Raw genomic sequence first — 24,788 nt, forward strand, 5'->3', positions numbered from 1 at the left:
CTGGCCGGTCAGGCGGCGCGGCGTTCGTCGGCCTGGCCGCTGCGCGCGGGTCGGCCGGTACGCGCTGCCGGGGCGGCGTACCGGTCGGCGGCCTGCGCCGGGTACGACTCGGCGCGGACCACCCGCAGCGACCGGTCCACCTCGTCGGCGCCGAACCGCCAGCGCGACGGCGTCGGTTGCCGCTGCGGCGCGGGCCCACCGGGGCGCAGACCGGGCCGGGACAGCAGCACGGTGATCAGGTAGCCGACCACCAGGAAGCCGTGGCTTACCAACCGTTCACCGCCCACCGAGCCGGTGGCCAGGTCGTTGACCGAGAGCAGCAGCAAGGTGCCGACGAACGCGCTGAGCATCGGCAGCAGCCCGGCCGGCGGGCTGCGACGCACCGCCACGAAGAGGAAGCCGGCGCCCACCGCGACGTTCCAGGCGGCTGACTCGTGCCACAGGTGCTGACCGGTGGGGTGCAGGTGATCGGCGGCGGCGCCCCGGCCCACCTGGGCCAGCCCGAGCACCAACTGCACCGCGCCGAGCAGCCCGAGCGCCGCGCGCAGCCCGGCGACCAGCTTGCCGCGCCCGAACGCCGCGCGCAGCCCGGCGACCGACCGACCGCCCGCGACCAACCCGCCTCGCCGCCACCACGGCCGACGGGCCGGTGCCGCCGCGATGGCGGCCAGAATCGCCTCGGTCCGGTCGGGCACGTCGGTGACCAGACGGGTACGAACCCGACGGGTCACCGCAGCCGCCGCCGTGAACCAGGCCCGACAATCGGCACACCCGTCGAGGTGCCCCTGCACCGCCGTCAGTTCGGCGGCGGTCTCCTCCCCGTCCAACTGCGCGGACAGGACCTCCCGCCACTGCTCACACCCCATGTACCGGTAGTCGCTCCGGGGGCCGCTCCGGTTCCCGGGGACCGTGGCCTGTTGTGGAATACTCGCCCGATCATGACGCGTTACGGCCTGCTGATCCTGCCCGCCACCAACCGGGTGTACGCCCGCTCCGCCATCGACCTCACCCGGGCCGAGCTGGAGATCTTCGGTCTCTCGGCCCTCGACGGCCAGATCGGCGAGTTGGACACCGAGGTGGTCGGTGGGGCCTCCTACGTCACGTTCACCGGTGACGGGTTGACCGAGCGGGACCTGACCGTCCTGGGCAATCTCTCCGCCGGGTACGCGCTGTTCGAGATCGTCGGTGAGCTGCTGCGCCCGATCGAGTGGAGCCGGCTGGACCGCTACGACGACGACCTGCTCACCATCCAGAAGTACCCGGGCAAGACCAACGAGCAGTTCACCAAGCTGCTGCTCAACGTCACCCTGCTCGCCTCGGACTGGGCCACCGAGATGACCAGCCGGCGGTTCCGGGTGCTCGACCCGCTCTGCGGCCGGGGCACCACACTCAACCAGGCGCTGATGTATGGCTTCGACGCCGCCGGGATCGAGCGCGACCAGAAGGACGTCGAGGCGTACCGGGCGTTCATCACCACCTGGCTGAAGCAGAAGCGGGTCAAGCACCGGGTGCTGGAGTCCGGACCGGTGCGGCGGGAGCGCAAGGTGGTCGGCCGGCGGGTGCGGATCGAGCTGGCGCCGACCCGCGAGGAGCACAAGGCCGGTCAGACCCAACTGCTGGACGTGGTCAACGCCGACACCGCCCGCTCGGCGGAGTTCTTCCGCCCGGAGACCGTCGACCTGGTCGTCGCCGACGCGCCATACGGCGTGCAGCACGGCAGCCGTACGGCCGAGAAGGGCCTGACCCGTGATCCGCTGGCGTTGCTCGCGGACGCCGCGCCGGTCTGGGCGCGGTTGCTGCGTCCCGGCGGTGCGCTCGGAATCTCCTGGAACACCCACGTCGCCAGTCGCGAGGACGCGGCGGCGGCGTTGGCCGACGCCGGGCTGACCGTGGTCGACGCCGAGCCCTACCGCGCGCTGCGGCACCGGGTCGACCAGTCGATCATGCGCGACGTGCTGGTGGCCCGCCGCCCGGCCTGACCCGGCCCACTGCCCGGCCCGCCGCCCGGCCTGAACGGCCTCGCCCCCCGCCATGCGCCACCCATTTGGGTCGCGCATGGTCTCTCTCGTCTGTCCTTTGCTCTGCACCCGCGGAGGCGACACTCACGCTCTGTAGCTGGTGCCTCCGCGGGTGCAGAGCAAAGGGGGCGGACAACAGGCCTTGGCCTCGCCGACGGTCCAGGGCCTGTGCCGCATTTCACCTGTTCAGTGCATGGGTGTGAAAACCACGTCAAGAAAAGGTTCGGCTCCGTCATGGTCGCGTTATGACCCCTGCCGACCGGTGGGTGGTGGGGCTTTGATTGCCCGGCGCGACCGGAAGGCGGTCGCGACGAACCTTTCCGGTATGAGGAGTCAGCGTGTCTGACGTGGTGTTCGTGGTCCTGACGGTGGTGCTGTTCGCAGTGCTCGCCCTGGTGGTCCGGGCGGTGGAGAAGCTGTGAACGCGGTCAACGCCGTCGGTCTGGTGCTCGCGATCGTCCTGGGCGCGTTCCTGTTGTTCGCCCTGCTGTTTCCGGAGCGCTTCTGATGACCATGACAACAGCGGGCGTCATCTTCATCGTGACGCTGGTGGCGGCCCTCGTCGCCGTCTACAAGCCGTTCGGCGACTACATGTTCCGGGCGGTCGCCGGGACGAAGCAGTCGCGGGTCGAGCGGGGAATCTTCCGCCTGATCGGGGTCAACCCGGCCGCCGAGCAGACCTGGGGGGTGTACGCCCGCAGCGTGCTCGCGTTCTCCGCGGTCTCGCTCCTGTTCCTGTACCTGTTCCAGCGCGTACAGAACCATTTGTGGCTGTCCCTGGGCTTCGACCCGGTGGTGCCGCACGGTGCGTGGAACACTGCCGTGTCGTTCGTGACCAACACCAACTGGCAGTCGTACTCGGGTGAGTCGACCATGGGTCACCTGGTGCAGATGGCCGGCCTGGCCGTGCAGAACTTCGTATCTGCGGCGGTCGGCATCGCGGTGGCGGTCGCCCTGGTACGCGGCTTCGCCCGCAGCCGCACCGGGCAGCTCGGCAACTTCTGGGTCGACCTGACCCGGATCGTGCTGCGGATCCTGCTGCCGATCGCCGTGCTCGGCGCCATCGCGCTGATGATCGGCGGCGTGGTGCAGAACCTCTCCGGCGGCACCGACGTGAGCACGCTGACCGGTGGCACCCAGACCATCACCGGTGGTCCGGTCGCCAGCCAGGAAGTGATCAAGGAGCTGGGCACCAATGGTGGCGGCTTCTACAACGTCAACAGCGCCCACCCGTTCGAGAACCCCACCAGCTGGACGAACTGGCTGGAGATCTTCCTGATCTTCCTGATCCCGTTCAGCCTGCCCCGGGTCTTCGGCCGGATGGTGGGGCAGAACCGGCAGGGCTACGCCATCGCCGCGGTGATGGGCATCCTCGCGTTCATCAGCGTCGTCATCACCAACGTCTTCGAGCTGGCCGGCCACGGCACGGTGCCACAGGCGGTCGGCGCGGCCCTGGAGGGCAAGGAGGTGCGGTTCGACGTGTCGAACTCGGCCACCTTCGCCGCCGCCACCACGCTGACCTCGACCGGTGCGGTCAACTCGTTCCACGACTCGTTCACCTCACTCGGCGGCATGATGACCATGGTCAACATGATGCTCGGCGAGGTCGCGCCGGGCGGCACTGGCTCCGGGCTGTACGGCCTGCTCATACTCGCGGTGATCACGGTCTTCGTGGCTGGCCTGATGGTGGGTCGCACCCCGGAGTACCTGGGTAAGAAGATCGGGTCGCGGGAGATCAAGTTCGCCTCGCTCTACTTCCTGATCACGCCGATCCTGGTGCTCGTCGGCACGGCGGCCGCGTTCGCCACCGGAAACAACTCCACGGCGCTCAACGTCGGCCCGCACGGCCTCTCCGAGGTGCTGTACGCGTTCACCTCGGCCAGCAACAACAACGGCTCAGCCTTCGGCGGCATCACTGTCAACACCACCTGGTGGGACACCGCGCTCGGGTTGTGCATGCTGCTGGGCCGATTCCTGCCGCTCATCTTCGTGCTCGCGTTGGCCGGCTCGCTGGCCCGCCAGGCACCCACCCCCGCGTCCGAGGGCACTCTGCCGACCCACCGACCGCTGTTCATCGGCATGGTCGTCGGCGTCACGGTGGTCCTCGTCGCGCTGACCTTCCTGCCCGCGCTCGCGCTCGGCCCGCTGGCAGAGGGGCTCTGACCATCATGAGGAACAAGGACATGTCCGTCACCTCTGTGACATCCGGGACCGACGAGCAACCGACCGCAGGCACCCCGGCCACCCAGGGCAACCGGATCGGCGGGGGCCTGCTCGACCCCAAGCAGCTCATCCGGTCCCTCCCGGACGCGGTACGCAAGCTCAACCCGACCACGCTGTGGCGCAACCCGGTGATGCTGATCGTGGAGGTCGGCGCGGCCTTCACCACGGTCCTGGCGGTGATCGACCCGTCGGTGTTCGCCTGGGCGATCACCATCTGGCTGTGGCTGACCGTGGTCTTCGCCAACCTCGCCGAGGCGGTCGCCGAGGGCCGGGGCAAGGCCCAGGCCGCCGCGCTGCGGCAGGCCAAGCAGGACACCATCGCCACCCGGTTGATCGACTGGAAGCCCGGCGCACGGGCCAACACCTACCGGGACGAGGCGGTGCCCGCGCCCGCGCTGCGTCAGGGCGACATCGTGCTCATCGAGGCGGGCGGCATCATCCCCGGTGACGGCGACATCGTCGAGGGCATCGCCAGCGTCGACGAGTCGGCAATCACCGGCGAGTCGGCCCCGGTCATCCGGGAGTCCGGTGGTGACCGCAGCGCGGTCACCGGTGGCACCAAGGTGCTCTCCGACCAGATCATCGTGAAGATCACCCAGAAGCCGGGGGAGAGCTTCATCGACCGGATGATCGCCCTGGTCGAGGGCGCCAACCGGCAGAAGACGCCGAACGAGATCGCGCTGAACATCCTGCTCGCTGCGCTCACGGTCATCTTCCTGCTGGCCGTTGTCACCCTCCAGCCGCTGGCGATCTTCTCCAAGGCGTACCAGGCGGCCGCGCCGGACAGCGGGGCGATCACCGGTTCCGGTGTCACCGGGGTCGTGCTGGTCTCGCTGCTGGTCTGCCTGATCCCGACCACCATCGGCGCCCTGCTCTCCGCCATCGGAATCGCCGGCATGGACCGGCTGGTGCAGCGCAACGTCCTCGCCATGAGCGGCCGGGCCGTCGAGGCGGCCGGTGACGTCAACACCCTGCTGCTGGACAAGACCGGCACCATCACGCTGGGCAACCGGCAGGCCGCCGAGTTCGTACCCGTCGAGGGCGTCACGGCCGCGACCGTGGCCGACGCCGCGCAGCTGTCCAGCCTGGCCGACGAGACCCCGGAGGGGCGCTCGGTGGTCGTACTGGCGAAGAACGAGTTCGGGTTGCGCGAGCGGGAGCCCGGCGTGATGCCGCACGCCACGTTCGTACCGTTCACCGCGCAGACCCGGATGAGCGGCGTCGACATGGCGCCGGAGGCCAGCGTGGACGGCGGGGCCTCCGGAACGGGGCGTCGGGTCCGCAAGGGTGCCGCCGCCGCGGTGATGAAGTGGGTACGGGAGAACGGCGGCCACCCGACCGAACAGGTCGGCGAGATCGTGGACGCGATCAGCGGCACCGGCGGCACCCCGCTGGTGGTCGCCGAGCACATCGACGGTGAACCCGCCCGCGCCCTGGGCGTCATCCACCTCAAGGACGTCGTGAAGTCCGGCATGCGCGAGCGGTTCGACGAGATGCGCCGGATGGGCATCCGGACCGTGATGATCACCGGTGACAACCCGCGCACCGCGAAGGCCATCGCCGACGAGGCCGGGGTGGACGACTTCCTGGCCGAGGCCACGCCGGAGGACAAGCTCGCGCTGATCAAGCGGGAGCAGGAGGGCGGCCGCCTGGTCGCGATGACCGGTGACGGCACCAACGACGCCCCGGCCCTCGCCCAGGCCGACGTCGGCGTGGCGATGAACACCGGTACGTCGGCCGCCAAGGAGGCCGGCAACATGGTCGACCTCGACTCGGACCCGACCAAACTGATCGAGATCGTGGAGATCGGCAAGCAGTTGCTGATCACCCGCGGCGCGCTGACCACGTTCAGCATCGCCAACGACATCGCGAAGTACTTCGCGATCATCCCGGCCATGTTCGCCGGCCTCTACCCGAGCCTGGACGCGCTGAACATCATGCGGCTGTCCAGCCCGGAGTCGGCGATCCTGTCCGCGGTCATCTTCAACGCCCTGGTGATCATCGCGCTGATCCCACTCGCCCTGCGGGGCGTGCGGTACCGGCCGGCGGCCGCGTCGAAGCTGCTCAGCCGCAACCTGCTGGTCTACGGGCTGGGCGGCATCATCGTGCCGTTCATCGGGATCAAACTCATCGACCTGCTCATCCAGTTCATCCCGGGGATTTCGTGATGCGCCTACCGACCTGGATCGCCCAACACCTCGCCGCGCTGCGCGCCGTACTCGTCTTCACGGTGCTGCTCGGCCTGGTCTACCCGCTGGCCCTGGTGGCGCTCGGTCAGCTGCCCGGCCTCAACCACAAGGCCGACGGCTCGCTGATCACCGTGGGCGGGGACACCGTCGGCAGCGCGCTGATCGGCCAGTCCTTCACCGACGCGGACGGCAACCCCGTCGCCCGCTACTTCCAGTCCCGCCCGTCCGCCGCTGGCGACGGCTACGACCCGACGTCCACCTCGGCCAGCAACCTGGGCCCGGAGAGCGTGGTCGACACCATCGCCACCGACCCGGAGGAGTCCAGCGAGAGCCTGCTCACCCAGGTGTGCGGGCGCAGCAAGTCCGTCGGTGAACTCAACGGCGTCGACGGCCGGCGCCCCTTCTGCACCGACGACGGGGTGGGCGCCGTGCTCGCGGTCTTCCGCGCCGACGGTCTGACCGGCCCGGTCACCCGGGTGGTCAGCGTCAACCAGGCTGCCCCGGCCACTCCGTTCGTCACCGAGTACGAGGGTGTCGCTGTGGAGCCGGCCCAGCCCGGCGAGGACTACGTGGCCGCCGGCGGGGTGGTCACCCCGATCCGCGGCGACGCGCCCGCCGAGCCGGCAGTGCCCGCCGACGCGGTCACCGCCAGCGGCAGCGGTCTCGACCCGCAGATCAGCCCGGCGTACGCCGAGTTGCAGGTGAACCGGGTCGCGCGCGAGCGTGGCGCGGACCCGGCGGCGGTCCGCAAGCTGGTCAAGGAGCACACCGGCGGGCGCGGGCTCGGCTTCATGGGCGAGCCCGGGGTCAACGTGTTGGAGCTCAACATCGCCCTCGACAAGCAGTTCGCCGCACGCTGAGCACACTCTGGGCGGGGCCGTGCCAACCGGGCACGGCCCCGCCCGCCGATCTGACCAGGGAGGATGGTCCCCGTGCCACGCGGAGAACTGCGCATCTATCTCGGGGCGGCCCCCGGCGTCGGTAAGACGTACGCCATGTTGGAGGAAGCCCAACGGCGGGCCGCGCGCGGCACCGACGTGGTGATCGGCTTCGTGGAAACCCACGGTCGCCAGCACACCGCCGCGATGCTCGCCGACCTGGAGCAGGTGCCCCGCCGCACGATGGAGTACCGGGGCGTCGAGTTCACCGAGATGGACCTCGACGCGGTGCTGGCCCGCCGGCCGGAGATCGCGGTGGTCGACGAGTTGGCGCACACCAACGTGCCCGGTTCCCGGCACGACAAGCGCTGGCAGGACATCCAGGAGCTGCTCGACGCGGGGATCGACGTGCTGTCCACGGTCAACGTGCAGCACCTGGAGTCGGTCAACGACGTCGTCGCCCAGATCACCGGCACCACCCAGCGGGAGACCGTGCCGGACGAGATCGTCCGCGCCGCCGAACAGGTCGAGCTGGTCGACATGACCCCCGAGGCGCTGCGCCGGCGGATGGCGCACGGCAACATCTACCGACCCGACAAGATCGACGCCGCGCTGGGCAACTACTTCCGGGTCGGCAACCTCACCGCGCTGCGCGAACTGGCGCTGATCTGGCTGGCCGACAAGGTCGACGAGCAGCTCGACCGCTACCGCAGCCAGCAGGGCATCGCCGCCACCTGGGAGGCCCGGGAACGGGTCGTGGTGGCACTGACCGGTGGCCCGGAGGGTGAGACGCTGGTCCGGCGCGCGGCCCGGGTCGCGGCCCGCAGCAAGGGCGCCGACCTGCTCGCCGTGCACGTGGCCCGCAGCGACGGCCTGGCCGGCGCCGACCCGGCCCAACTGGCCCGTCAGCGGGTGCTCGTGGAGAGTCTGGGTGGCACGTACCACCAGGTGCTCGGCACCGACGTACCGGCCGCTCTGCTGGACTTCGCCCAGGGCGTGAACGCCACCCAGCTGGTGCTCGGCGCCAGCCGACGGGGTCGCCTCGCGCAGATCTTCGCCCGGGGCGTCGGGGTGACCACCACAGCGCTGTCCGGGTCGATCGACGTGCACCTGGTCACCCACAAGCAGGCCGGCAAGGGCCGCCGAGCCATGGCCGTGCCGGCGGCGCTGTCCCGGCGTCGACGGCTGCTCGGCTTCGGTCTGGCCGCGCTGGGGATGCCGCTGCTCACCCTGCTGCTGAGGACACTGCCCGACCTGACGCTGACCAACGACATCCTGCTGTTCCTCGCCGGGGTCGTCGGTGTCGCGCTGGTCGGTGGGGTGTGGCCGGCCCTGGTCGCCGCGCTCGGCGGCTCGCTGCTGCTCAACTGGTTCTTCACACCGCCCTACCGCACGTTGACCATCGCCGAGGCCGACAACCTGCTCGCCCTGGCCGTCTTCGTCGCCGTGGCGCTGGCGGTGAGCTGGGTCGTCGACGTGGCCGCCCGGCGCACCCGGGAGGCCGCCCGCGCCGCCGCCGACGCGCAGACCCTCGCCGCCCTCGCCGGTGGCGTGCTGCGCGGCGAACGCCCACTTCCCGCACTGCTGGAACAGCTCCGGGAGACCTTCGGGCTGCGCGCCGTGAGCGTCCTGGAGCTGGCCGAGGACGCCAGCGGGCGCCCCGAACGGGCCCGCGAGGAGCACGCCTGGTGTGTCGTGGCCAGCGTCGGCGAGAGCCCGCCCTGCACACCCGAAGGCGGTGAGACGACGGTACCGGTCGACGACCGGATCACCGTCGTGCTCTGTGGCCGACGGTTGGAGGCCGCCGACCGGCGCATCGTCGAGGCGTTCGCCGCCCAGGCCGCCGTCGCGCTGCGGCAGGAGCGGCTCGCCGAGGAGGCCGCCACCGCCCGGCCGCTGGCCGCCGCGGACCGGATGCGCACCGCGCTGCTCGCCGCGGTCAGCCACGACCTGCGTACGCCGCTGGCGTCGGCGAAGGCGGCGGTGACCAGCCTGCGCAGCCACGACATCGAGTTCGACGAGTCCGACCGTGAGGAGTTGCTGGAGACCGCCGAGGAGTCGCTGGACCGGCTCGCCCGGCTGGTCGGCAACCTGCTGGACATGAGCCGGCTCCAGGCCGGTGTCCTCGGCATCACGGCCACGGCGATCGGCCTGGAGGACGCCGTACCCCTGGCGTTGGACGAACTTGGCCCGGCGGCCGCGACTGTCGGCACGGACATCCCGGCCGACCTGCCGGCCGCCACCGCCGACCCGGGCCTGCTGGAACGGGTGCTGGTCAACATCGTCGCCAACGCGCTGCGCTACAGCCCACCGGACCAGCCGCCCACGATCACCGCCAGCGCGCACGCCGGCCAGGTGGAGCTGCGGGTGATCGACCGGGGGCCGGGCATCCCGGAGGACCAGTGGGAGCACGTCTTCCTGCCGTTCCAACGCCTCGGCGACCGGGACAACCAGACGGGTGTCGGTCTCGGGCTTGCCCTGTCCCGGGGGTTGGCCGAGGCGATGGGTGGCAGCATCACCCCGGAGACCACGCCCGGCGGTGGGCTCACCATGGTGCTGCGGTTGCCCGCCGCGCCGACCAGTTCGGAGGGGTCGCAGGAATGACGCGCATCCTGGTCGTCGACGACGAACCGCAGATCCTGCGCGCCCTGCGGATCAACCTGCGGGCCCGCCGGTACGACGTGGACGTCGCCGCGACCGGCGCCGCCGCGTTGAAGGCCGCCGCCAGCCACCCGCCCGACCTGGTGGTGCTGGATCTCGGTCTGCCCGACATCGACGGGGTGGAGGTGATCCGCGGCCTGCGCGGATGGACCGCCGTGCCGATCATCGTGCTCTCCGGCCGGGCCGGCAGCGAGGACAAGGTCGCGGCGCTCGACGCGGGCGCCGACGACTACGTCACGAAGCCGTTCGGGGTGGAGGAGCTGCTGGCCCGCATCCGTGCCGTCACCCGTCGCCTCGGCGGGCCCAGCGAGGCGGTGCCGGCGTTGCGGATCGGCCAGCACACCGTCGACCTGGCCGACCACAGCGTGCGGCGCGACGACGGCACCGAGGTCAAGTTGACCCCGATCCAGTGGAGCGTGCTGGAGAAGCTGCTGCGTCACCCCGGCAAACTGGTCAGTCAGCGTCAGCTCCTCCAGGACGTGTGGGGCCCGGAATACCAGAACGAAACCAACTACCTGCGTCAGTACCTGGCCCAGCTGCGGCGCAAGCTGGAGGACGACCCGGCCCGCCCCCGCCACCTCATCACCGAGCCGGGAATGGGCTACCGCTACCGCCCCTGACTCGTTGACACCCGCCCGTGGACATCGCGTACGCCGGCGGGGTGACCACCCGGATACCGATCGGACGGGCGGCGGTCTTCGGATCCAGCGGCGGCGCCACCAGCAGCGGGTCGACCTGGATCACGTCGATACCGAGAGGGCGCAGCATGCCGCGCAGCGCCGACTCGCACAGCTCCTCCCACTGCTGGTCGGCGCCCATCGCGGTGGCCAGCAGTTCGGGTCGGGTGAAGGCGATGCCCACCCGTTGCCCCTGTGGCGAACGGCCGGTCCGCACCGTCCGCACCAGCCGCCCCGGCAGATCGCGCACCGGAACGGCGTAAATTATCGGGGCCACGTCCATGGTCGGGTTGGTCCTTTCCGAAAGGAAGCGGTCGTCGGCGGGGCGGCTCATGCGGCGGACACCGCCCACGCCGGGGCGTCCTTCCCGGTACGCGGGTCGGCGGGCGTGGTCAGGTCGAGTGCGCGGAGGATGTAGTTGGCCACGGCGACCTCCACCCCGGCGCGGCGGCGCAGGTCGGCCACGGCGCGGTGCAGCACCGTCATACTGTCGGCGGAGAGCCGCACCACGGCGTCGACGTCGGCGGCGATCCACCACGCGTCGACGGCGCAGGGCTCGTGCCGCAGGTACTCCACCAGGTGACTGCCGGGCGCGGACGGGCCGAGCCGGACGCTGACCAGCGCCTCGTGCCGCCGTACCGGCTCTTCCGCGCTGGTCGCGGGCTCGCCGGGGCCGTTGTCTGTGTCGGTGCCGGCCGGCGATCCACCGCGTTCCCAGCGTGTCATCCGCCAAGGACTCATGGACCCATCGTCACCACCGGACGGCGATGGAGCGCCCGCCGATACGCGCTTTCGACGGGTCACCGCCAATTCTTGACGCCGCGTTCACGCGCCTGCCAGGCCGGCCCACAGACACGGGGAGTAGCGTTCCGGACGGACCAAGATCGGCGTACGAGGAGGCTCCTGTGCAGACGACGGTGGACATCCCGACCAGTGACGGAGTGGCGGACGCGTCCCTCATCCGGCCCGACGGGGACGGCCCGTTCCCGGCGGTCCTGCTCTTCATGGATGCCTTCGGGCCGCGTCCGCGCCTGGTGGAGATGGCGGAGCGGATCGCCGAGCGCGGTTACCTGGTGTTGACGCCCCACCTGTTCTACCGAGGCGGCCGGGCACCAATGTTCGACCTGTCCCGGCTCGGTGAGGCCGACCAGCGCGGTGCGCTCTTCGCGAAGATCGCGCCGCTGGCCCAGGCGCTGACCCCCGAGGCGATCAGCCGGGACACCGCCGCGTACCTCGACTTCCTGGCCGCCCGCGACGACGTCCGGCCGGGCCCGGTCGCGATCACCGGCTACTGCCTGGGCGGCACCAACGCGCTGCGGGCCATCGAGGCGCACCCCGACCGCATCGCGGCCGTCGCCAGCTTCCACGGCGGGCACCTCGTCACCGACGCGCCGGACAGCCCGCACCGGGGCGTCGGCTCGATCACCGGCGAGGTGTACTTCGGGCACGCCGACGCCGACCAGTCGATGACGCCCGAGCAGATCGCCACGCTGGAGCAGGCGCTCGACGCCGCCGGCGTGCGCTACCGCTCCGAGGTGTACGAGGGCGCCCACCACGGCTTCACCATGGCCGACACCCCGGCGTACGACGAGAAGGCCACCGAGCGTCACTGGGCCGCCCTGTTCGACCTCCTGGACCGCACCCTGCCCGCGAGCTGACGAGCCCGCCGGCCCGGATCAGCGGCGCAGCAGCACCGGGCCGGCGTCGATGCGGGTGCGGAACAGCGCGTACGGCTTGCGCCGGAGGTCCTGGCCCCGCTGGTACTGCGGCTGGCGGTGCAGTTGGTTGGCGGTGACGTAGAGGTACCCGTCGGTGGCCACCGACATGGTGTCCGGCCAGAGCAGCCGCGGATCGTGGACCAGCGTCTCGTACTCGCCGTCGGGCAGTCGACGCAGCACCGCGTTGTGCTCGTACGAGGTCAGGTAGAGCCGCCCCGCATCGTCGCTCTCCAACCCGTCCGAGGCGGTGCCCCGGTCGCCCTCGTCGACGACTGTCTCCGCGACCGCCTCCTGGGTGACGCCCGGGTCGGCCAGCGCCTCGGTGGACACGCTGTGCAGGCGCCGGGATGCCAACGGGCAGTAGTAGAGCCGGGTGCCGTCGGCGGAGATGGCGATGCCGTCGGAGCCCATGCTCACCGGCTTCGGTGGGCCGTCCGCCGGGCGTTCGAGGAACGGTCGGCCCTCGACCACCGGGCGGAACGACGTCAGCGGCTCCGCCTTGGTGGACGGGTGGTCGTGCAGCCGTCGCCAGGACGCACCGCTGGCCAGGTCCACCACGATGATCCCGTTCGGGCCGGAGTCCGCCGAGTCGGTGATGTACGCGATCCCAGCCTCGCCCCGCCGCAGGTCGAAGCGGACGTCGTTGAGGTACGTCGTCGGCAGCGCCACGTCCGTCGGGAAGGTGATCACCTGGGCCACCGTGTCGGTGTCCAGGTCGACGCGGACCAGCTTCGGGCCGCCCGGTTTCGTGGGCTGGAACATCGGGCTGCCGGTGTCCAGCACCCAGAGCCGGTCGGCCGGGTCGACCACGATGCTCTGCACCGACACGAACGCGCCCGCGTCGTCGTCGCCGGACGGGTCGTTCCACTGCTGGTCGGGGTAGGGCACCTCCTGGCCGTCGCGCAGCTCGACGACCGTGGCCGGCACCTCGTCGCCCCACTTGGGGAAGTTGACGAAGATCCGGCCCTGGTGCGAGACGCTCACGCCGGTCGGCATGGGGCCGGTGAAGGTGTGCACCAGCTCCAACTCGCCGACCGGCTCGTCGCCGACCGGCCCGTTCACGACTCCCGCCCCATGGTGCTCATCGTCCCGCCCCCTGCCAGTCGGCCCGTTGTCCCGCTTCGGCGGGACTATTCCCGCCCCGGCGTCCGATATGCCTGCGGTCAGCTCGGGGGCGCGGTGGCGCCCGCGGCGGGCAGGCCGGGGACCTCGACGTCCACCGCGAGCAGCGCGCCGTCCGCCGGGCCGGCGGTGTCCAGCCCCACGCGGGCGGTGCCGACGAAGAGTCGGCGCAGGTCGGGGCCGCCCAGGCAGATGCCGGCCGGCTGCTTCGCCGGTAGCCGGATCTCCCGGTCGAGGGTGCCGTCGGGACGGTAGCGGCGTACCGCGGAACCGCCCCACAGTGCGATCCAGAGATGGCCGGCCGCGTCCACGGTCATGCCGTCCGGGCCACCGTCGGCGGAGGAGATCCGCAGGAACGGCTCCCGCCCGTGCAGGGCCCCGGTCTCGGGGTCGACGGTGAACCGGTCGATGGCGCCAAGCGGCGTGTCGGCCAGGTACATGGTGGTGCCGGCGGCGTCGAAGGCGGGCCCGTTCGGGATGGTCAGCCCGGTCACCGCGGGCACCGGCTCGCTGCCCGGGGTGAGGCGGAACAACGTGCCTCCGCCGGGCACCGCGGCGTACGTCATGCTGCCGGCCCAGAAGCGGCCGTGCGGGTCGGCGACCGCGTCGTTCATCCGGGTCGGCTCGGGTGCGTCACCGACCAGGTCGGCGACCGGTCGGGGGTCTCCGGCGGTGGTGAGCACTGTGATGCCGGTCCCGGCGGCGGCCAGCCAGTCGCCGGGTCGGCCGGTCACCGGGGCGACCGCGCCGAGCGGGACATCCAGGCGGCGCAGTTCCCGCAGCGGGGTCGGGGCGTCACCGTCGGTCTCCAGCAGTCGCCCGGCCAGCAGGTCGACCAGGACCAGCCGGTCGTCGACCCAGCGCAGCCCCTCGCCCAGCTCCAAGCGGTCGGTGCTCCAGATGGTCGGCTCGGTCAGCTCCATGGTGCTCCTCCAAAGGATCGTCAGCGGACGGTACCGCCGGGGCCATGGTCGAGCAGCGCCAGCTCGGCCCGGTCGGGCAGGCCCTCCCAGTCGCCCCGGGTGGCCACCGCGAACGCCCCGGTGGTGACGGCCCGGTCCAGCCGACGCGGGACGTCGGCGCCGTCGAGCCAGCCGGAGAGCAAGCCGGCCACGAAGGCGTCGCCCGCGCCGACGGTGTCCACCACCGGCACCGTCCGGGCTGGACGGTGCACCAAGCCGGTCGCGCTGTGGCTGGTCGCCCCGCCGGCACCGTGCTTGACCACGACCTCGGTGACGCCGGCCGAGAGTAACGCCGGGACCGGGTCGGAGGCGCCGGTCAGCACGGCCAGCTCGTCGTCGGAGGCGACCACCAGATCGATCGAGGGCAGCAGCGGGCGCAGCGCGGCGGCGGCCTCCGCGACCGACCAGAGCCGGTTGCGGTGGTTGACGTCAAGGCAGATCGTGCTGCCGGCCGCGCGGGCGCGCCGGACGGCCTCCACCACGGCCTGGTACGGCTCGATTCCGAGCGCGCAGGTGATGCCGGTGACGTGCAGCAGCCGGGGCGGCGGCCCGGGCGCGTCGAAGGCCGGTGTCACGTCGACCGGGCGCAGCCGGGAGCCTGCCGACCCCGCGCGGTGGTAGGTGACCCGGTTGATGTCGGCGACCCGGTTCTCGAAGAGGATCAGGCCGGTCGGAGCGGTCGGGTCGATCCGGGACCAGCGCAGGTCGACACCCTCGGCGCGCAGTGTGCGGCGGACCAGTTCGCCGGGCTCGTCGGTGCCGGTGACCCCGATCCAGGCGGCCTGGTGGCCGAGCCGAGCCAACCCGATCGCCACCGTCGACTCGGAACCGGCGATGGAGATCCCGGCGGTGCCGCCCAGTCGCAGCGGCCCGGTGGTGCGGAAGGCCGCCATCGTCTCGCCGAGCGTGAGCAGGTCGGTCATCGCCGGACCGCCGCGAGGAAGGTCTCGGCGCGCTCGCGCAGCGCCGTCGGGTCGCCGCCGCGAACGGCGTCACCGAGCAGCGGGGAGCCGACGCCGACCGCGACCGCGCCCCGGTCCAGGTACTGTCGCGCGCCGTCCGCGTCGACCCCACCGACCGGTACGAACGCGGTGCCGGGGAACGGGTCACGCAGCGCGCCGAGGTAGTCGGGCCCACCCAGGGAGGCCGGGAAGAGCTTGACCGCGGCGGCCCCGCCGCTGCTGGCCTGCACCACCTCGGTGGGGGTGAGCGCGCCGGCGAGCACCGGCAACCCGAGCCGGCCACCTTCGGCGAGGCTGGCGGAGATCGCCGGGGTGACCAGGAAGGCGGCGCCCGCGTCGGCCGCCGCGCGGGCGTCCTCGGCGCTGAGCACGGTGCCCGCGCCCAGGGCGTAGTCAGGCCCGAGGGCGGCCCGGGCACGTCGGATGACGTCCAGCGCGTCGGCGCTGGTGAGCGAGACCTCGACCAGTGCGACGCCGCTCTCGGCCAGGGTGAGCACGGCGGTCAGCGCCGCCGCCGGGTCGGGGCCGCGCACGATGGCCAGCAGCCGGTGGGTACGCAACTCGTCGAGCAGGTTCATCGCGGTGTCCTCAGGGGGTGCGGTGGGCGGAGATGGTGAGTCGCCAGGCGACCTCACCGGCGGCGGGAACCACCGCCGCGTCGGACGGGCCGGCGTCGGCCAGGTCGAAGGCGGCGCCGAGCATCGGTTCGACTCCGACGCTGCGGTAGGGGCCGTTGGCCGGCCAGCCGCCCAGGTTGCGCCAGAGCGCGGTGCTGCGGGGCTGGTCAGCGCACTCCAGCTCCAGGGTCAGCCGGTCGGGGCCGTCGATCACCTGGACTCGGGGGCAGTCGAGCAGCACCGCGCCGAGCGCCGTCCCGTCGTCCGGGCCGAAGGTGTCCAGCGTCAGCCCGGCGGGGACCGGCCACGCCCCGGTGAGCCACGGGGCGTTCGTGGGCCAGGTGCCCGACGGCAGGAACGCGGCAGCCTCCGGATGCAGCCGGGTCGGCGTGCCGGCGGGTGCGTCGAGGCGGGCTGCGGGGGACAGGTCGAGCAGGGCGTGCGCGGCCCAGACGAACCGGTGACCGGGGTCGGCGGACAGTCGGTAGTCGGCCACCACCACGCCGCCTTCGTCGGTGATCCGGCGGCTCACTGTGAACGTCGGCCGCTGGATCACCAGCGTGTCGGGGCCGGCGCTGTGCCACGGCCGCGACCACACCTCGCCGTGGTCGGGTCGACCGCGCACTGTGGGCAGGCACTCCTCCAGGCCGCCGGCGTCGACGAACGCGTCGTCGGGGCGTACCTCGTGGCGGCCGGGTTCCGGGCCGCGCCACAGCCATTCCCGACCGCCGCCGTGCAGGCTGGTCCACCGGCCGCCGAGCGCCGTGTCGTACGCCACCCGCAGCGGCACCGGCGTCGCGCCGGTCACCATTCCGCGAACGACCCGTCGGCGTGCTGCCAGACCGGGTTACGCCAGGTGTGCGGGGTCTGCGCGGCCTTGCGGACCGCCGCCTCGTCCACAGTGATGCCCAGGCCGGGCCGGTCGAAGCGGGCGATGTGCCCGTCCACGAACCGGAACGGCTCCGGGTCGATCAGGTAGTCCAGCAACTCCGAGCCGGCGTTGTAGTGGATGCCGATGCTCTGCTCCTGGATCAGGAAGTTCGGCGTCGCGAAGGCCACCTGGAGGCTCGCCGCCAGGGAGATCGGGCCGAGCGGGCAGTGCGGGGCGAGCAACGCGCCGTACGTCTCGGCCAGCGCGGCGATCCGGCGGACCTCGGAGATCCCACCCGCGTGCGACAGGTCCGGCTGAACCACGGCGACTCCGGCCTGCAACGGGCCGAGGAACTCGGACCGGCCGTAGAGCCGCTCACCGGTGGCCACCGGGATCGGTGTGCTGGCGACGATGTCGCGCAGGTGGTGGGCCTGGTCGGGCAGGACCGGCTCCTCCACGAAGAACGGGCGCAGGGAGACCAGCTCGGGCAGGATCCGGCGTACGGCGGCCATCCCGGCCCGGCCGTGGAAGTCCAGCGCGATGTCCCGGTCGGGGCCGAGCACCTCGCGGGCTGCGGCGACCCGGCCGACGACCGCGTCCACCTCGGCGGAGGTGGGGATGGGGGAGAGCCGCCCGCAGGCGTTCATCTTGACGCCGGTGAGACCGGCGGCGACCTGCGCGGCGGCGGCGTCGGCCACCTCGTCCGGCTCGTCCCCGCCGATCCACGAGTAGATCCGCACCCGGTCGCGTACGGGCCCGCCGAGCAGCGCGTGCACCGGCGCGCCGTACGCCTGCCCGGCGATGTCCCAGAGTGCCTGGTCGAGGCCGGCGACCGCGCTGGAGAGGATCGGGCCGCCCCGGTAGAAGCCGCCCTTGGTGAGCACCTGCCAGTGCTGTTCGATGCGCAGTGGATCGGCGCCGATCAGGTGTTCGGCGAGCACCTCGACGGCGCTGCGCACCACTTCGGCGCGCCCCTCCACCACCGGTTCGCCCCACCCGACCAACCCGTCGTCGGTCTCCACCCGGCAGAACAGCCACCGTGGCGCGACCAGGAAGGTCTCGATCCGCTCGATCTTCACTGACTGCCCCTTCGTCCCCGTGCCTTCTCGACGTCGCGGACGGCCTTGTCCAGCAACTCACGCATGGCGGTCTCGGCCGCCGTCTCGTCCCGCTCGCGCAGCCCGTCGACGACCGCACGGTGGCTGGGCACCGGGTCGTCGTGCGCGTCACCGCCGTGCACCAGCCGGTCCCGTTCGGCGAGCCCGGTCTCCATCACCACCTCCATCCGCTCCAACAGCTCGTTGTGGGTGGCGGCGAGCAGCGCGCGGTGGAAGGCGAGGTCGGCGGCGATGGCGGCGGCGGGATCACCGATGGCGTCGGTCATCTCGGCGAGTGCCTGGTCGAGGGCGGCCAGGTCGTCCTCGGTCGCACGGGTGGCGGCCAGTCGCGCGGCGGCGGGCTCGATGATGGCGCGTACCTCGTGCAGCTTTTCGAGCAGGCGCTCGTCGGGGCCCTCGGCGAACTGCCAGCGGATCACGTCACCGTCGAGCAGGTTCCAGTCCGCGCGGGGCCGCACGAAGGTGCCGCGCTTCTGCCGGGCGTCGACGATGCCCTTCGCGGAGAGGACCTTCAGCGCCTCGCGTAGCGCGGTCAGGCTGACGCCGAACTCCTCCTGCAACGCGACGATGTTCAGGGTCGCGCCGACGGCGATCTCGCCGGTGAGGATGCGACGGGCGATCGCTTCGACGGTCTGCCCGTGGACGCCGCGGCGTGCGTACTGTGCCAATGCTCCTGGCCTTTTCGCTGGTCGGTATCGATCTCTCAGGCCGAGGCTTTCACCGCTGTCCAGCCACCGTCCACCACGAGGCTCGCGCCGGTGATGTAGGCGGCGTCCGGTGAGGCGAGGAAGGCAACTGTCGAGGCCACCTCGTCGGGCGTGCCGAAGCGCTTCACCACGGTTTCGGCGACGCTACGCTGCCGGTCCTCTTCGGACACGTCGGCCCAGGCGCCGGTGAGGATGGGCCCGGGCAGCACGGTGTTGACCCGCACCTGTGGGCCGTACTCCACGGCGAGTTGGCGGCCGAGCGCGACCAGGCCGCCCTTGGCCGCGGCGTACGCGGGTCGGCCGGGCAGCCCGACCAGCGCGTGCACCGAGGAGATCAGGACCACCGCGCCCGAGCGGGCCCGCAGGTCGTCCAGGCAGGCGCGGACGCCGAGGAACGAGCCGGTGAGGCTGACGCCGAGCTGGTCGTCCCAGGACTGCCGGCTGGTCTCGTGCGCCGGAGCGACCTGCACGGCGTACGCGGTGCTGACCAGGATGTCGATCGGGCCGAGGCTCGCTCGTGCCGCCGACACCGCGGCCGTCCAGTCGCTCTCCTCGCTGACACTGCCCATTACGGACAGTGCTCGGTGACCGGCGGCGGTCAGCTCGTCGGCCAGCGGGGTCGGATCCTGCACGTCGAGCAGCGCGAGGGCCGCACCTTCGGCGGCGAGCCGCCGGGCGATGGCCGCGCCGATCCCGCCCATAGCGCCAGTGACCAGCGCGTTCTTGCCTTCGAGCCGACGCATAGGCTGATCCACCTGACCCTCACCTTGATCTCATCTAATCATTAATTACGAAGATATCTTGACAGCCGGCGGCGGCCGATGCAACCTTCTCGTCACAGCATTCACATGGACGACACACTGCGCAGTGACGCTGCGTGTCGTAGAGGAAGGGATACCTCCGTGAGCGACTTCGACCCCGGTCGCCGGCGATTCCTTGGTCACCTTGGGCTCGCCGGCATGGGCGCGCTCGGCGCCAGCTCGTTCCTCAGCGCGTGCGCCAGCTCCGCCAGCGGGCCGACGACGAGCAACGGCTCGGGCGCGGTCACCATCCAGTCCAACCTCTCCTCGCCGCAGGCCAAGGCCGCGATGGAGAAGCTGATCGAGAACTTCAACGCGCAGGGCAAGGGAACGGCGAGCCTCAACACGATCGCCTCGGAGACCTTCCGGACCCAGCTGCCGACGTACCTGACCTCGGCGAACCCGCCGGACCTCTACACCTGGTACGCGGGCTCGGTCGCCAACGACTACGCCAGCAAGAACCTGCTGCTGGACGTCTCCGACGTCTGGAAGTCGCTGGGCGACTACCCCCAGTCGCTGCGCACCCTCTCCACCGATGCCAGCGGCAAGCAGATCTTCGTGCCGATGAACAACTACTGGTGGGGCTTCTTCTACCGCAAGTCCAACTTCGCCAAGTGGGGCGTGCAGGAGCCGAAGACCTGGACCGACTTCCTGGCGCTGTGCGAGACGCTGAAGAGCAAGGGCATCCCGCCGATCGGCATCGGCCTCGGCGACACCCCATGGGTGGCCTCGGCCTGGTTCGACTACCTCAACATCCGGATCAACGGCGCGCCGTTCCACCGCGAGTTGCTCGCCGGCAAGCAGCGCTTCGACGACCCAAAGGTCAAGGCGGTCTTCACCCGCTGGCGCGAGGCCCTGCCCTACTTCGACCCCAAGGGCAAGGCGTACCCGTTCCAGGAGGCGACCACCGCGCTGCTGGCCGGCAAGACTGGCATGTTCCTGATCGGCACGTTCTTCGCCGACGCGGCACCGAAGGACGCCCTCGGTGACCTGGACTTCTTCCGGTTCCCGATCATCGACCCGGCGGTGCCGCTGGCCGAGGAGGCCCCGACGGACGGCTTCTTCGCCAGCGCGAAGACCGCCAACCCGACCGGCACCAGGGCCCTGCTCAGCTACCTCTCCGGCGTCGAGGCCCAGGAGGCGTACGTCAAGGCCAGCTCGGGCATCGTCCTGCCGGCCAACCCCAGGGCCAAGGCGTCCGACTCGCCGCTGGTGGTCAAGGGCAAGGCGATGCTCGACGAGGCCAAGGAGCTGACCCAGTTCTTCAACCGCGACTCCAGTGACGCACTCCAGCCGTCTGCGGACACCGCGCTGACCAAGTTCATCGACAAGCCGGACCAGATCGACGCGATCCTGCGGGAGTGGCAGGCCGGCGCCGAGAAGGTCTTCAAGGGCTGACGTGACAGCAACGATCTCCACGACCTCGGTCACCCCCACCCGGCGGCGGCGACGGTCGGCTCGACTGTCGCCGCTGCTGGTGGCGTTCGTCCTCGTGCCGTTCGCGGTCGAGAGCATCTGGGTCTTCTGGCCTGCGCTGCAGGGCTTCTGGTTCTCCCTCACCCGCTGGGACGGCATGTCGTCGCCGACCTTCGTGGGCACGGACAACTACGTCGAGCTGGCCGGTGACGCCACCTTCCGAGGCGCGCTGGTCAACACGGTGATCTGGCTGGTGCTCTTCGGTGGTCTCTCCGTGCTGGGTGGCTTCGGCATGGCGCTGGTCCTGCAGAAGGAGAGGCGCTGGGTCGGCTTCTACCGGGCCGCGCTGTTCACCCCTGTGGTGTTCTCACTGGTGGTGACCGCGCTGGTCTGGCGGGTCTTCTACCAGCCCGACGGCATCGCCGACACGTTGCTGCGGGCCGTCGGCCTGGAGCACCTGATCCGGCCCTGGCTCGCCGACCCGCAGACCGCCCTCTATGCGGTGATCCTGCCCGCCCTGTGGCGGCAGATCGGCTACGTGATGGTGCTGTTCCTGGCCGGGCTGAAGGCGATCGACCCGGCGCTGCACGAGGCCGCCCGGATGGACGGCGCCAACGCCTGGCAGCGGCTGCGGCACGTCACGATCCCCCAGCTCAAGGGGGTCAACGCCGTCGTGCTGTCGGTCATCGTGATCGACTCGCTGCGCTCGTTCGACATCGTCTGGTCGCTGACCAAGGGTGGGCCGTACCACTCGTCGGAGCTGCTCAGCACCTACATGTACTCGACAGCGTTCCAGAGCCTGCGGCTGGGTTACGCCTCCGCGATCGCCGTGGTGATCTTCGTGCTCGCGCTGGCCGTCATCCTCGGCTACCTGGTCCGCGCGTTCCGGGAGGAAGCGTGATGAACAAGCTCCGTACCGGGGCCTTCCACACCGGCATGATCCTGCTCTCGCTGCTCTGGCTGGGCCCGGTGCTCTGGGTCGTGGTGATGTCCACCCGGTCGTTCGACGACATCGCCGCACACGGAGTGGGCAGTCTGCCCCGGTCGTTCACGCTGGACACCTACCGACAGGCGTGGACCGACGGCGGCGAGCTCCGCGCCCTGATCAACAGCATGCTGGTCGCCGTCCCGTCGGTGGCATTGAGCCTGGGGCTGGCCGCGATGGCCGCGTTCGCGCTGAGCCGCTTCCGGATCCCCGGCCGGCGGACAATCCTGCTGCTGATGCTCGCCGGCAACCTGCTGCCACCGCAGATCCTGCTCATCCCGGTGGCGAAGTTCAGCGAGCTGACCGGCCTGTACGACACGCTCTGGGCGCTGATCGCGGTGCAGGTCGGCTTCGGGCTCGGCTTCTACACCTTCGTCCTGCACGGCTTCATGCGGGACCTGCCGGGCGAGATCCAGGAGGCGGCCACCATCGACGGTGCCGGCACGGCGCAGATCTTCACCAGGGTGATGCTGCCACTGACCCGGCCGGCGCTCGCCGCTCTCGGGGCGCTGTCCTTCACCTGGATCTTCAACGACCTGCTCTGGGCGATCACCGTGTTGCGTACCGACGACAACATGCCGGTCACCCCGGCGCTGCTCGCCCTCCAGGGCCAGTTCGTCTCGTCCTGGAACGTGATCGCCGCCGGCACCGTCATCGCGGCCGTCCCCACCGTCGCGGTCTTCCTGCGTTTCCAGCGGCACTTCGTCTCCGGCCTGGCGCTCGGAGCGGTCAAGTGACCGCCGCGCCCGGGCAGCGTTGGACGCTGCGCGGCACGCACACCGAGTACACAGTCACCGTGCCGGCGCACGGCCGCTGGCTGGAACTGGTCGCGTGGGGGCCGCACGGCGTCTCCGACGGGCCGTCGCCGGTCGCCTACGACGGCCCGGTGCCGTTCCTCACCGCCGGGGACGCCGCCCCCATCGAGTACGCCACCGACGCCGACCGGCCGTTCACCGGCGCGGACCTGGTGGTGGAGACCGTGACTGGGCAGCGCCGGGTGGGCTTCACGCACACCGGCGTACGGGTCGACGCCGACCAGCGAGAGCTGGCCGTCGACTTCGCCGATGCGGTGACCGGGCTGCGCACCACGGTGCACTACCGGGTGCCCGCCGGCACCGATGTGGTGCAGCGGTGGGTCGAGCTGACCAACGCCGGTTCCGCCCCGCTGCGGGTGGTCCGGGCCGGGTCGGGCGGCTTCTGCGTACCGACGCCGCACGGCGCGCTGCTCAGCCACCAGTGGGGGCAGTGGGCGCAGGAGTTCCAGCTCTCCCACGTCGAGCTGGGCCACGGCACCTTCAGCATCGGCAGCTCCCAGGGCGTACCCGGGCATCTGCACGTGCCCTGGCTGGCCGTGCGGGACACCGCCGAGCCGGCCGGTCCGGCGTGGGGGATGGCGTTGGCCTGGACCGGTTCGTGGGAGATCAGCGCCGAGCGGGACACCGGCGGGCTGACCCGGGTCCGGGCCGGCCGACAGTTGGTCGACGGCCCGCTGGCGCTGGCCCCCGGCGAGGTGCTGGCCCTGCCGGTGGTCACCGGGGCGTACAGCCCGGACGGCCTGGACGGGCTGGCCCGGGTCTGGCACACCCACCAGCGGTTGCTCGCCGCCGACCGGCTCACCCCACGTCCGGTGCTCTACAACTCGTGGGAGGCCACCTACTTCGCCGTCGAGGCGGAGAGCCAGCTCGCGCTCGCCCGGATCGCCGCCGACCTGGGCGTCGAGACGTTCGTGGTGGACGACGGCTGGTTCGTCGGCCGCGACGACGACACCGCCGGACTGGGTGACTGGACGCCCGACCCGGCGAAGTTCCCCGCCGGGTTCGACACGTTCATCGCCGACGTCCGCGCGCTCGGGCTGAACTTCGGGCTCTGGGTCGAGCCGGAGTGCGTCAACCCGAGGTCGACCCTCTACGCCGAGCACCCGGAATGGGTCTACTCCGTCGACGGTCGGCCGCTCACCCCCGTGCGCAACCAGTACCTGCTCGACCTGGGCCGGCCGGAGGTCGCCGAGTTCGTCCACTCCACTGTGGACGATCTGCTGCGCCGGTACGACATCGACTACCTGAAGTGGGACTTCAACCGGCCGCGTACCGAGCCGGGCCGGCCGGGCGGTGTCGGTCCGCTCGACCTGGACGGCGCCCACGTCGCCAACCTGCACCGGATCTACGAGCGGCTGCGCCGGGACCACCCCGGTGTGCTGATCGAGACCTGTGCCGGCGGCGGCGCGCGGACCGACCTGGCGATGGCCGCCCGCGCCGACGTGTTCTGGCCCAGTGACAACACCGGCCCACTCGACCGGCTGGCCATCCAGTACGGCTTCCTGCACGCCAACGCCCCGCACCTGCTCAGCTCCTGGGTCACCGACGCGCCCGGCCTGTTCGACAGTCGACCGCGAACGCTTGCGTTCCGCTTCGTCCTGGCGATGGCCGGTGTGCTCGGCATCGGCGCGGACATCCGGGCCTGGACTCCCGAGGAACGGGCCGAGGCGGCCGGCTGGATCGCCCGGTACAAGCAGATCCGGGACGTCGTCACGCACGGCGAGGTGCACCTGATCGGTGGGCCCGACCAGGCCCGCTGCGCGGTGCAGTACACGGCGCCCGACGAGCGCCGGGTGGTCGTCCTGGCCTGGCACACCGGCCGGCTCGACGGCGTCGGCCTGCTGCCGTCGCGCCCGGTACGGCTGCCGCTGCACGGCCTCGACCCGGCGGCCCGCTACCGACACGGCGACCGCCACTACTCCGGCAGTCACCTCGCCGCTGTCGGCCTGCCCGTGCAGTGGAGCCCGACCCATGACGCCGACCTCATCGTGCTGACCCGCGACTGAGGTCGGAGCACCACCACCCCACCCCCGAGGGACAGGAGTACCT

The 24,788-nt window shown here is 71.6% G+C and carries 23 protein-coding genes; 12 read left to right on the forward strand and 11 right to left on the reverse strand.

What is annotated here, in order from left to right; all coding sequences use genetic code 11:
• Positions 1–8: 8 nt before the first annotated feature.
• Positions 9–866, reverse strand: a complete 858-nt coding sequence (locus tag GA0070619_RS31035) for a zf-HC2 domain-containing protein (protein ID WP_088951293.1) — start codon at positions 864–866, stop codon at positions 9–11.
• A 72-nt stretch (positions 867–938) separates the two neighbouring features.
• Here GA0070619_RS31035 and GA0070619_RS31040 point away from each other — a divergent pair, with 72 nt between their 5' ends.
• The 7 genes from GA0070619_RS31040 to GA0070619_RS31070 all read left to right on the forward strand — a co-directional run bounded on the left by GA0070619_RS31040 (position 939) and on the right by GA0070619_RS31070 (position 10,589).
• Positions 939–1,979, forward strand: a complete 1,041-nt coding sequence (locus GA0070619_RS31040) for a TRM11 family SAM-dependent methyltransferase (protein WP_088951294.1) — start codon at positions 939–941, stop codon at positions 1,977–1,979.
• A 457-nt stretch (positions 1,980–2,436) separates the two neighbouring features.
• Positions 2,437–2,526 carry a K(+)-transporting ATPase subunit F gene (gene kdpF, locus GA0070619_RS31045; RefSeq protein ID WP_088951295.1) on the forward strand — a complete coding sequence of 30 codons (90 nt, stop codon included), beginning with the start codon at positions 2,437–2,439 and terminating at the stop codon, positions 2,524–2,526.
• Positions 2,526–4,181 carry a potassium-transporting ATPase subunit KdpA gene (gene kdpA / locus GA0070619_RS31050; protein WP_088951296.1) on the forward strand — a complete coding sequence of 552 codons (1,656 nt, stop codon included), beginning with the start codon at positions 2,526–2,528 and terminating at the stop codon, positions 4,179–4,181. Before kdpF ends, kdpA begins: the two co-directional genes overlap by 1 nt.
• Before the next feature lie 20 nt (positions 4,182–4,201).
• Positions 4,202–6,409: a potassium-transporting ATPase subunit KdpB gene (gene kdpB, locus GA0070619_RS31055; protein ID WP_088951297.1), complete on the forward strand. Its 2,208-nt coding sequence runs from the start codon at positions 4,202–4,204 to the stop codon at positions 6,407–6,409.
• A complete protein-coding gene (locus GA0070619_RS31060) occupies positions 6,409–7,290 on the forward strand; it encodes a potassium-transporting ATPase subunit C (RefSeq protein ID WP_088951298.1) in 882 nt (293 codons plus the stop codon). Before kdpB ends, GA0070619_RS31060 begins: the two co-directional genes overlap by 1 nt.
• A 72-nt stretch (positions 7,291–7,362) precedes the next feature.
• Positions 7,363–9,912 (forward strand): sensor histidine kinase, encoded by a 2,550-nt coding sequence (locus GA0070619_RS31065; protein WP_088951299.1) that lies wholly within the window; start codon positions 7,363–7,365, stop codon positions 9,910–9,912.
• Positions 9,909–10,589 carry a response regulator gene (locus GA0070619_RS31070; RefSeq protein ID WP_088951300.1) on the forward strand — a complete coding sequence of 227 codons (681 nt, stop codon included), beginning with the start codon at positions 9,909–9,911 and terminating at the stop codon, positions 10,587–10,589. Before GA0070619_RS31065 ends, GA0070619_RS31070 begins: the two co-directional genes overlap by 4 nt.
• Here the strand turns inward: GA0070619_RS31070 and GA0070619_RS31075 are convergent.
• Together GA0070619_RS31075 and GA0070619_RS31080 are read right to left on the reverse strand one after the other, a co-directional pair.
• The gene (locus GA0070619_RS31075; protein WP_157744119.1) at positions 10,552–10,980 is read right to left on the reverse strand and encodes an SAV_915 family protein; all 429 of its coding nucleotides are present in this window, start codon (positions 10,978–10,980) and stop codon (positions 10,552–10,554) included. The genes GA0070619_RS31070 and GA0070619_RS31075 overlap by 38 nt on opposite strands.
• Complete coding sequence (locus GA0070619_RS31080; protein ID WP_143743152.1) at positions 10,977–11,387, reverse strand: hypothetical protein; 411 nt, start codon at positions 11,385–11,387, stop codon at positions 10,977–10,979. Before GA0070619_RS31080 ends, GA0070619_RS31075 begins: the two co-directional genes overlap by 4 nt.
• Positions 11,388–11,551: 164 nt before the next feature.
• Between GA0070619_RS31080 and GA0070619_RS31085 the strand changes: the two genes are divergently transcribed.
• Positions 11,552–12,304: a dienelactone hydrolase family protein gene (locus GA0070619_RS31085; RefSeq protein WP_231927199.1), complete on the forward strand. Its 753-nt coding sequence runs from the start codon at positions 11,552–11,554 to the stop codon at positions 12,302–12,304.
• Positions 12,305–12,322: 18 nt separating this feature from the next.
• Here the strand turns inward: GA0070619_RS31085 and GA0070619_RS31090 are convergent, their stop codons facing one another.
• The 8 genes from GA0070619_RS31090 to GA0070619_RS31125 form a co-directional block, all read right to left on the reverse strand.
• A complete protein-coding gene (locus tag GA0070619_RS31090) occupies positions 12,323–13,426 on the reverse strand; it encodes an L-dopachrome tautomerase-related protein (protein ID WP_088951304.1) in 1,104 nt (367 codons plus the stop codon).
• A 101-nt stretch (positions 13,427–13,527) separates the two neighbouring features.
• A complete protein-coding gene (locus GA0070619_RS31095; protein WP_088951305.1) occupies positions 13,528–14,409 on the reverse strand; it encodes an SMP-30/gluconolactonase/LRE family protein in 882 nt (293 codons plus the stop codon).
• 20 nt (positions 14,410–14,429) lie between these two features.
• Positions 14,430–15,371 carry a sugar kinase gene (locus GA0070619_RS31100; RefSeq protein ID WP_088951306.1) on the reverse strand — a complete coding sequence of 314 codons (942 nt, stop codon included), beginning with the start codon at positions 15,369–15,371 and terminating at the stop codon, positions 14,430–14,432.
• Positions 15,368–15,988 carry a bifunctional 4-hydroxy-2-oxoglutarate aldolase/2-dehydro-3-deoxy-phosphogluconate aldolase gene (locus tag GA0070619_RS31105; protein ID WP_088951307.1) on the reverse strand — a complete coding sequence of 207 codons (621 nt, stop codon included), beginning with the start codon at positions 15,986–15,988 and terminating at the stop codon, positions 15,368–15,370. Before GA0070619_RS31105 ends, GA0070619_RS31100 begins: the two co-directional genes overlap by 4 nt.
• Before the next feature lie 10 nt (positions 15,989–15,998).
• The gene (locus GA0070619_RS31110) at positions 15,999–16,838 is read right to left on the reverse strand and encodes a hypothetical protein (protein WP_088951308.1); all 840 of its coding nucleotides are present in this window, start codon (positions 16,836–16,838) and stop codon (positions 15,999–16,001) included.
• The gene (gene dgoD / locus GA0070619_RS31115) at positions 16,832–17,977 is read right to left on the reverse strand and encodes a galactonate dehydratase (RefSeq protein WP_088951309.1); all 1,146 of its coding nucleotides are present in this window, start codon (positions 17,975–17,977) and stop codon (positions 16,832–16,834) included. The genes GA0070619_RS31110 and dgoD overlap by 7 nt, the downstream gene beginning before the upstream one ends.
• Positions 17,974–18,684 carry a FadR/GntR family transcriptional regulator gene (locus GA0070619_RS31120; RefSeq protein ID WP_088951310.1) on the reverse strand — a complete coding sequence of 237 codons (711 nt, stop codon included), beginning with the start codon at positions 18,682–18,684 and terminating at the stop codon, positions 17,974–17,976. The genes dgoD and GA0070619_RS31120 overlap by 4 nt, the downstream gene beginning before the upstream one ends.
• A 35-nt stretch (positions 18,685–18,719) precedes the next feature.
• The gene (locus GA0070619_RS31125) at positions 18,720–19,478 is read right to left on the reverse strand and encodes an SDR family NAD(P)-dependent oxidoreductase (protein WP_231927200.1); all 759 of its coding nucleotides are present in this window, start codon (positions 19,476–19,478) and stop codon (positions 18,720–18,722) included.
• A 147-nt stretch (positions 19,479–19,625) separates the two neighbouring features.
• Here GA0070619_RS31125 and GA0070619_RS31130 point away from each other — a divergent pair, with 147 nt between their 5' ends.
• The 4 genes from GA0070619_RS31130 to GA0070619_RS31145 are packed head-to-tail and all read left to right on the forward strand — an operon-like array spanning position 19,626 to position 24,745.
• The gene (locus GA0070619_RS31130) at positions 19,626–20,921 is read left to right on the forward strand and encodes an ABC transporter substrate-binding protein (protein ID WP_088951312.1); all 1,296 of its coding nucleotides are present in this window, start codon (positions 19,626–19,628) and stop codon (positions 20,919–20,921) included.
• A gap of 1 nt (position 20,922) precedes the next feature.
• Complete coding sequence (locus tag GA0070619_RS31135) at positions 20,923–21,840, forward strand: carbohydrate ABC transporter permease (protein ID WP_088951313.1); 918 nt, start codon at positions 20,923–20,925, stop codon at positions 21,838–21,840.
• The gene (locus tag GA0070619_RS31140; RefSeq protein WP_088951314.1) at positions 21,840–22,661 is read left to right on the forward strand and encodes a carbohydrate ABC transporter permease; all 822 of its coding nucleotides are present in this window, start codon (positions 21,840–21,842) and stop codon (positions 22,659–22,661) included. The genes GA0070619_RS31135 and GA0070619_RS31140 overlap by 1 nt, the downstream gene beginning before the upstream one ends.
• A complete protein-coding gene (locus tag GA0070619_RS31145; RefSeq protein ID WP_088951315.1) occupies positions 22,658–24,745 on the forward strand; it encodes an alpha-galactosidase in 2,088 nt (695 codons plus the stop codon). Before GA0070619_RS31140 ends, GA0070619_RS31145 begins: the two co-directional genes overlap by 4 nt.
• Positions 24,746–24,788: the final 43 nt, after the last annotated feature.

This window comes from Micromonospora zamorensis (assembly GCF_900090275.1).
Classification (GTDB): Bacteria; Actinomycetota; Actinomycetes; order Mycobacteriales; family Micromonosporaceae; genus Micromonospora; species Micromonospora zamorensis.

What these genes read in the sequence shown, in the direction of transcription:
- GA0070619_RS31035 (WP_088951293.1), bottom strand. Translation starts at nt 866, where the DNA reads ATGGGGTGTGAGCAGTGGCGGGAGGTCCTGTCCGCGCAGTTGGACGGG.
- GA0070619_RS31040 (WP_088951294.1), top strand. Translation starts at nt 939, where the DNA reads ATGACGCGTTACGGCCTGCTGATCCTGCCCGCCACCAACCGGGTGTAC.
- kdpA (WP_088951296.1), top strand. Translation starts at nt 2,526, where the DNA reads ATGACCATGACAACAGCGGGCGTCATCTTCATCGTGACGCTGGTGGCG.
- kdpB (WP_088951297.1), top strand. Translation starts at nt 4,202, where the DNA reads ATGTCCGTCACCTCTGTGACATCCGGGACCGACGAGCAACCGACCGCA.
- GA0070619_RS31060 (WP_088951298.1), top strand. Translation starts at nt 6,409, where the DNA reads ATGCGCCTACCGACCTGGATCGCCCAACACCTCGCCGCGCTGCGCGCC.
- GA0070619_RS31070 (WP_088951300.1), top strand. Translation starts at nt 9,909, where the DNA reads ATGACGCGCATCCTGGTCGTCGACGACGAACCGCAGATCCTGCGCGCC.
- GA0070619_RS31075 (WP_157744119.1), bottom strand. Translation starts at nt 10,980, where the DNA reads ATGAGCCGCCCCGCCGACGACCGCTTCCTTTCGGAAAGGACCAACCCG.
- GA0070619_RS31080 (WP_143743152.1), bottom strand. Translation starts at nt 11,387, where the DNA reads ATGAGTCCTTGGCGGATGACACGCTGGGAACGCGGTGGATCGCCGGCC.
- GA0070619_RS31095 (WP_088951305.1), bottom strand. Translation starts at nt 14,409, where the DNA reads ATGGAGCTGACCGAGCCGACCATCTGGAGCACCGACCGCTTGGAGCTG.
- GA0070619_RS31100 (WP_088951306.1), bottom strand. Translation starts at nt 15,371, where the DNA reads ATGACCGACCTGCTCACGCTCGGCGAGACGATGGCGGCCTTCCGCACC.
- GA0070619_RS31105 (WP_088951307.1), bottom strand. Translation starts at nt 15,988, where the DNA reads ATGAACCTGCTCGACGAGTTGCGTACCCACCGGCTGCTGGCCATCGTG.
- GA0070619_RS31110 (WP_088951308.1), bottom strand. Translation starts at nt 16,838, where the DNA reads ATGGTGACCGGCGCGACGCCGGTGCCGCTGCGGGTGGCGTACGACACG.
- GA0070619_RS31140 (WP_088951314.1), top strand. Translation starts at nt 21,840, where the DNA reads ATGAACAAGCTCCGTACCGGGGCCTTCCACACCGGCATGATCCTGCTC.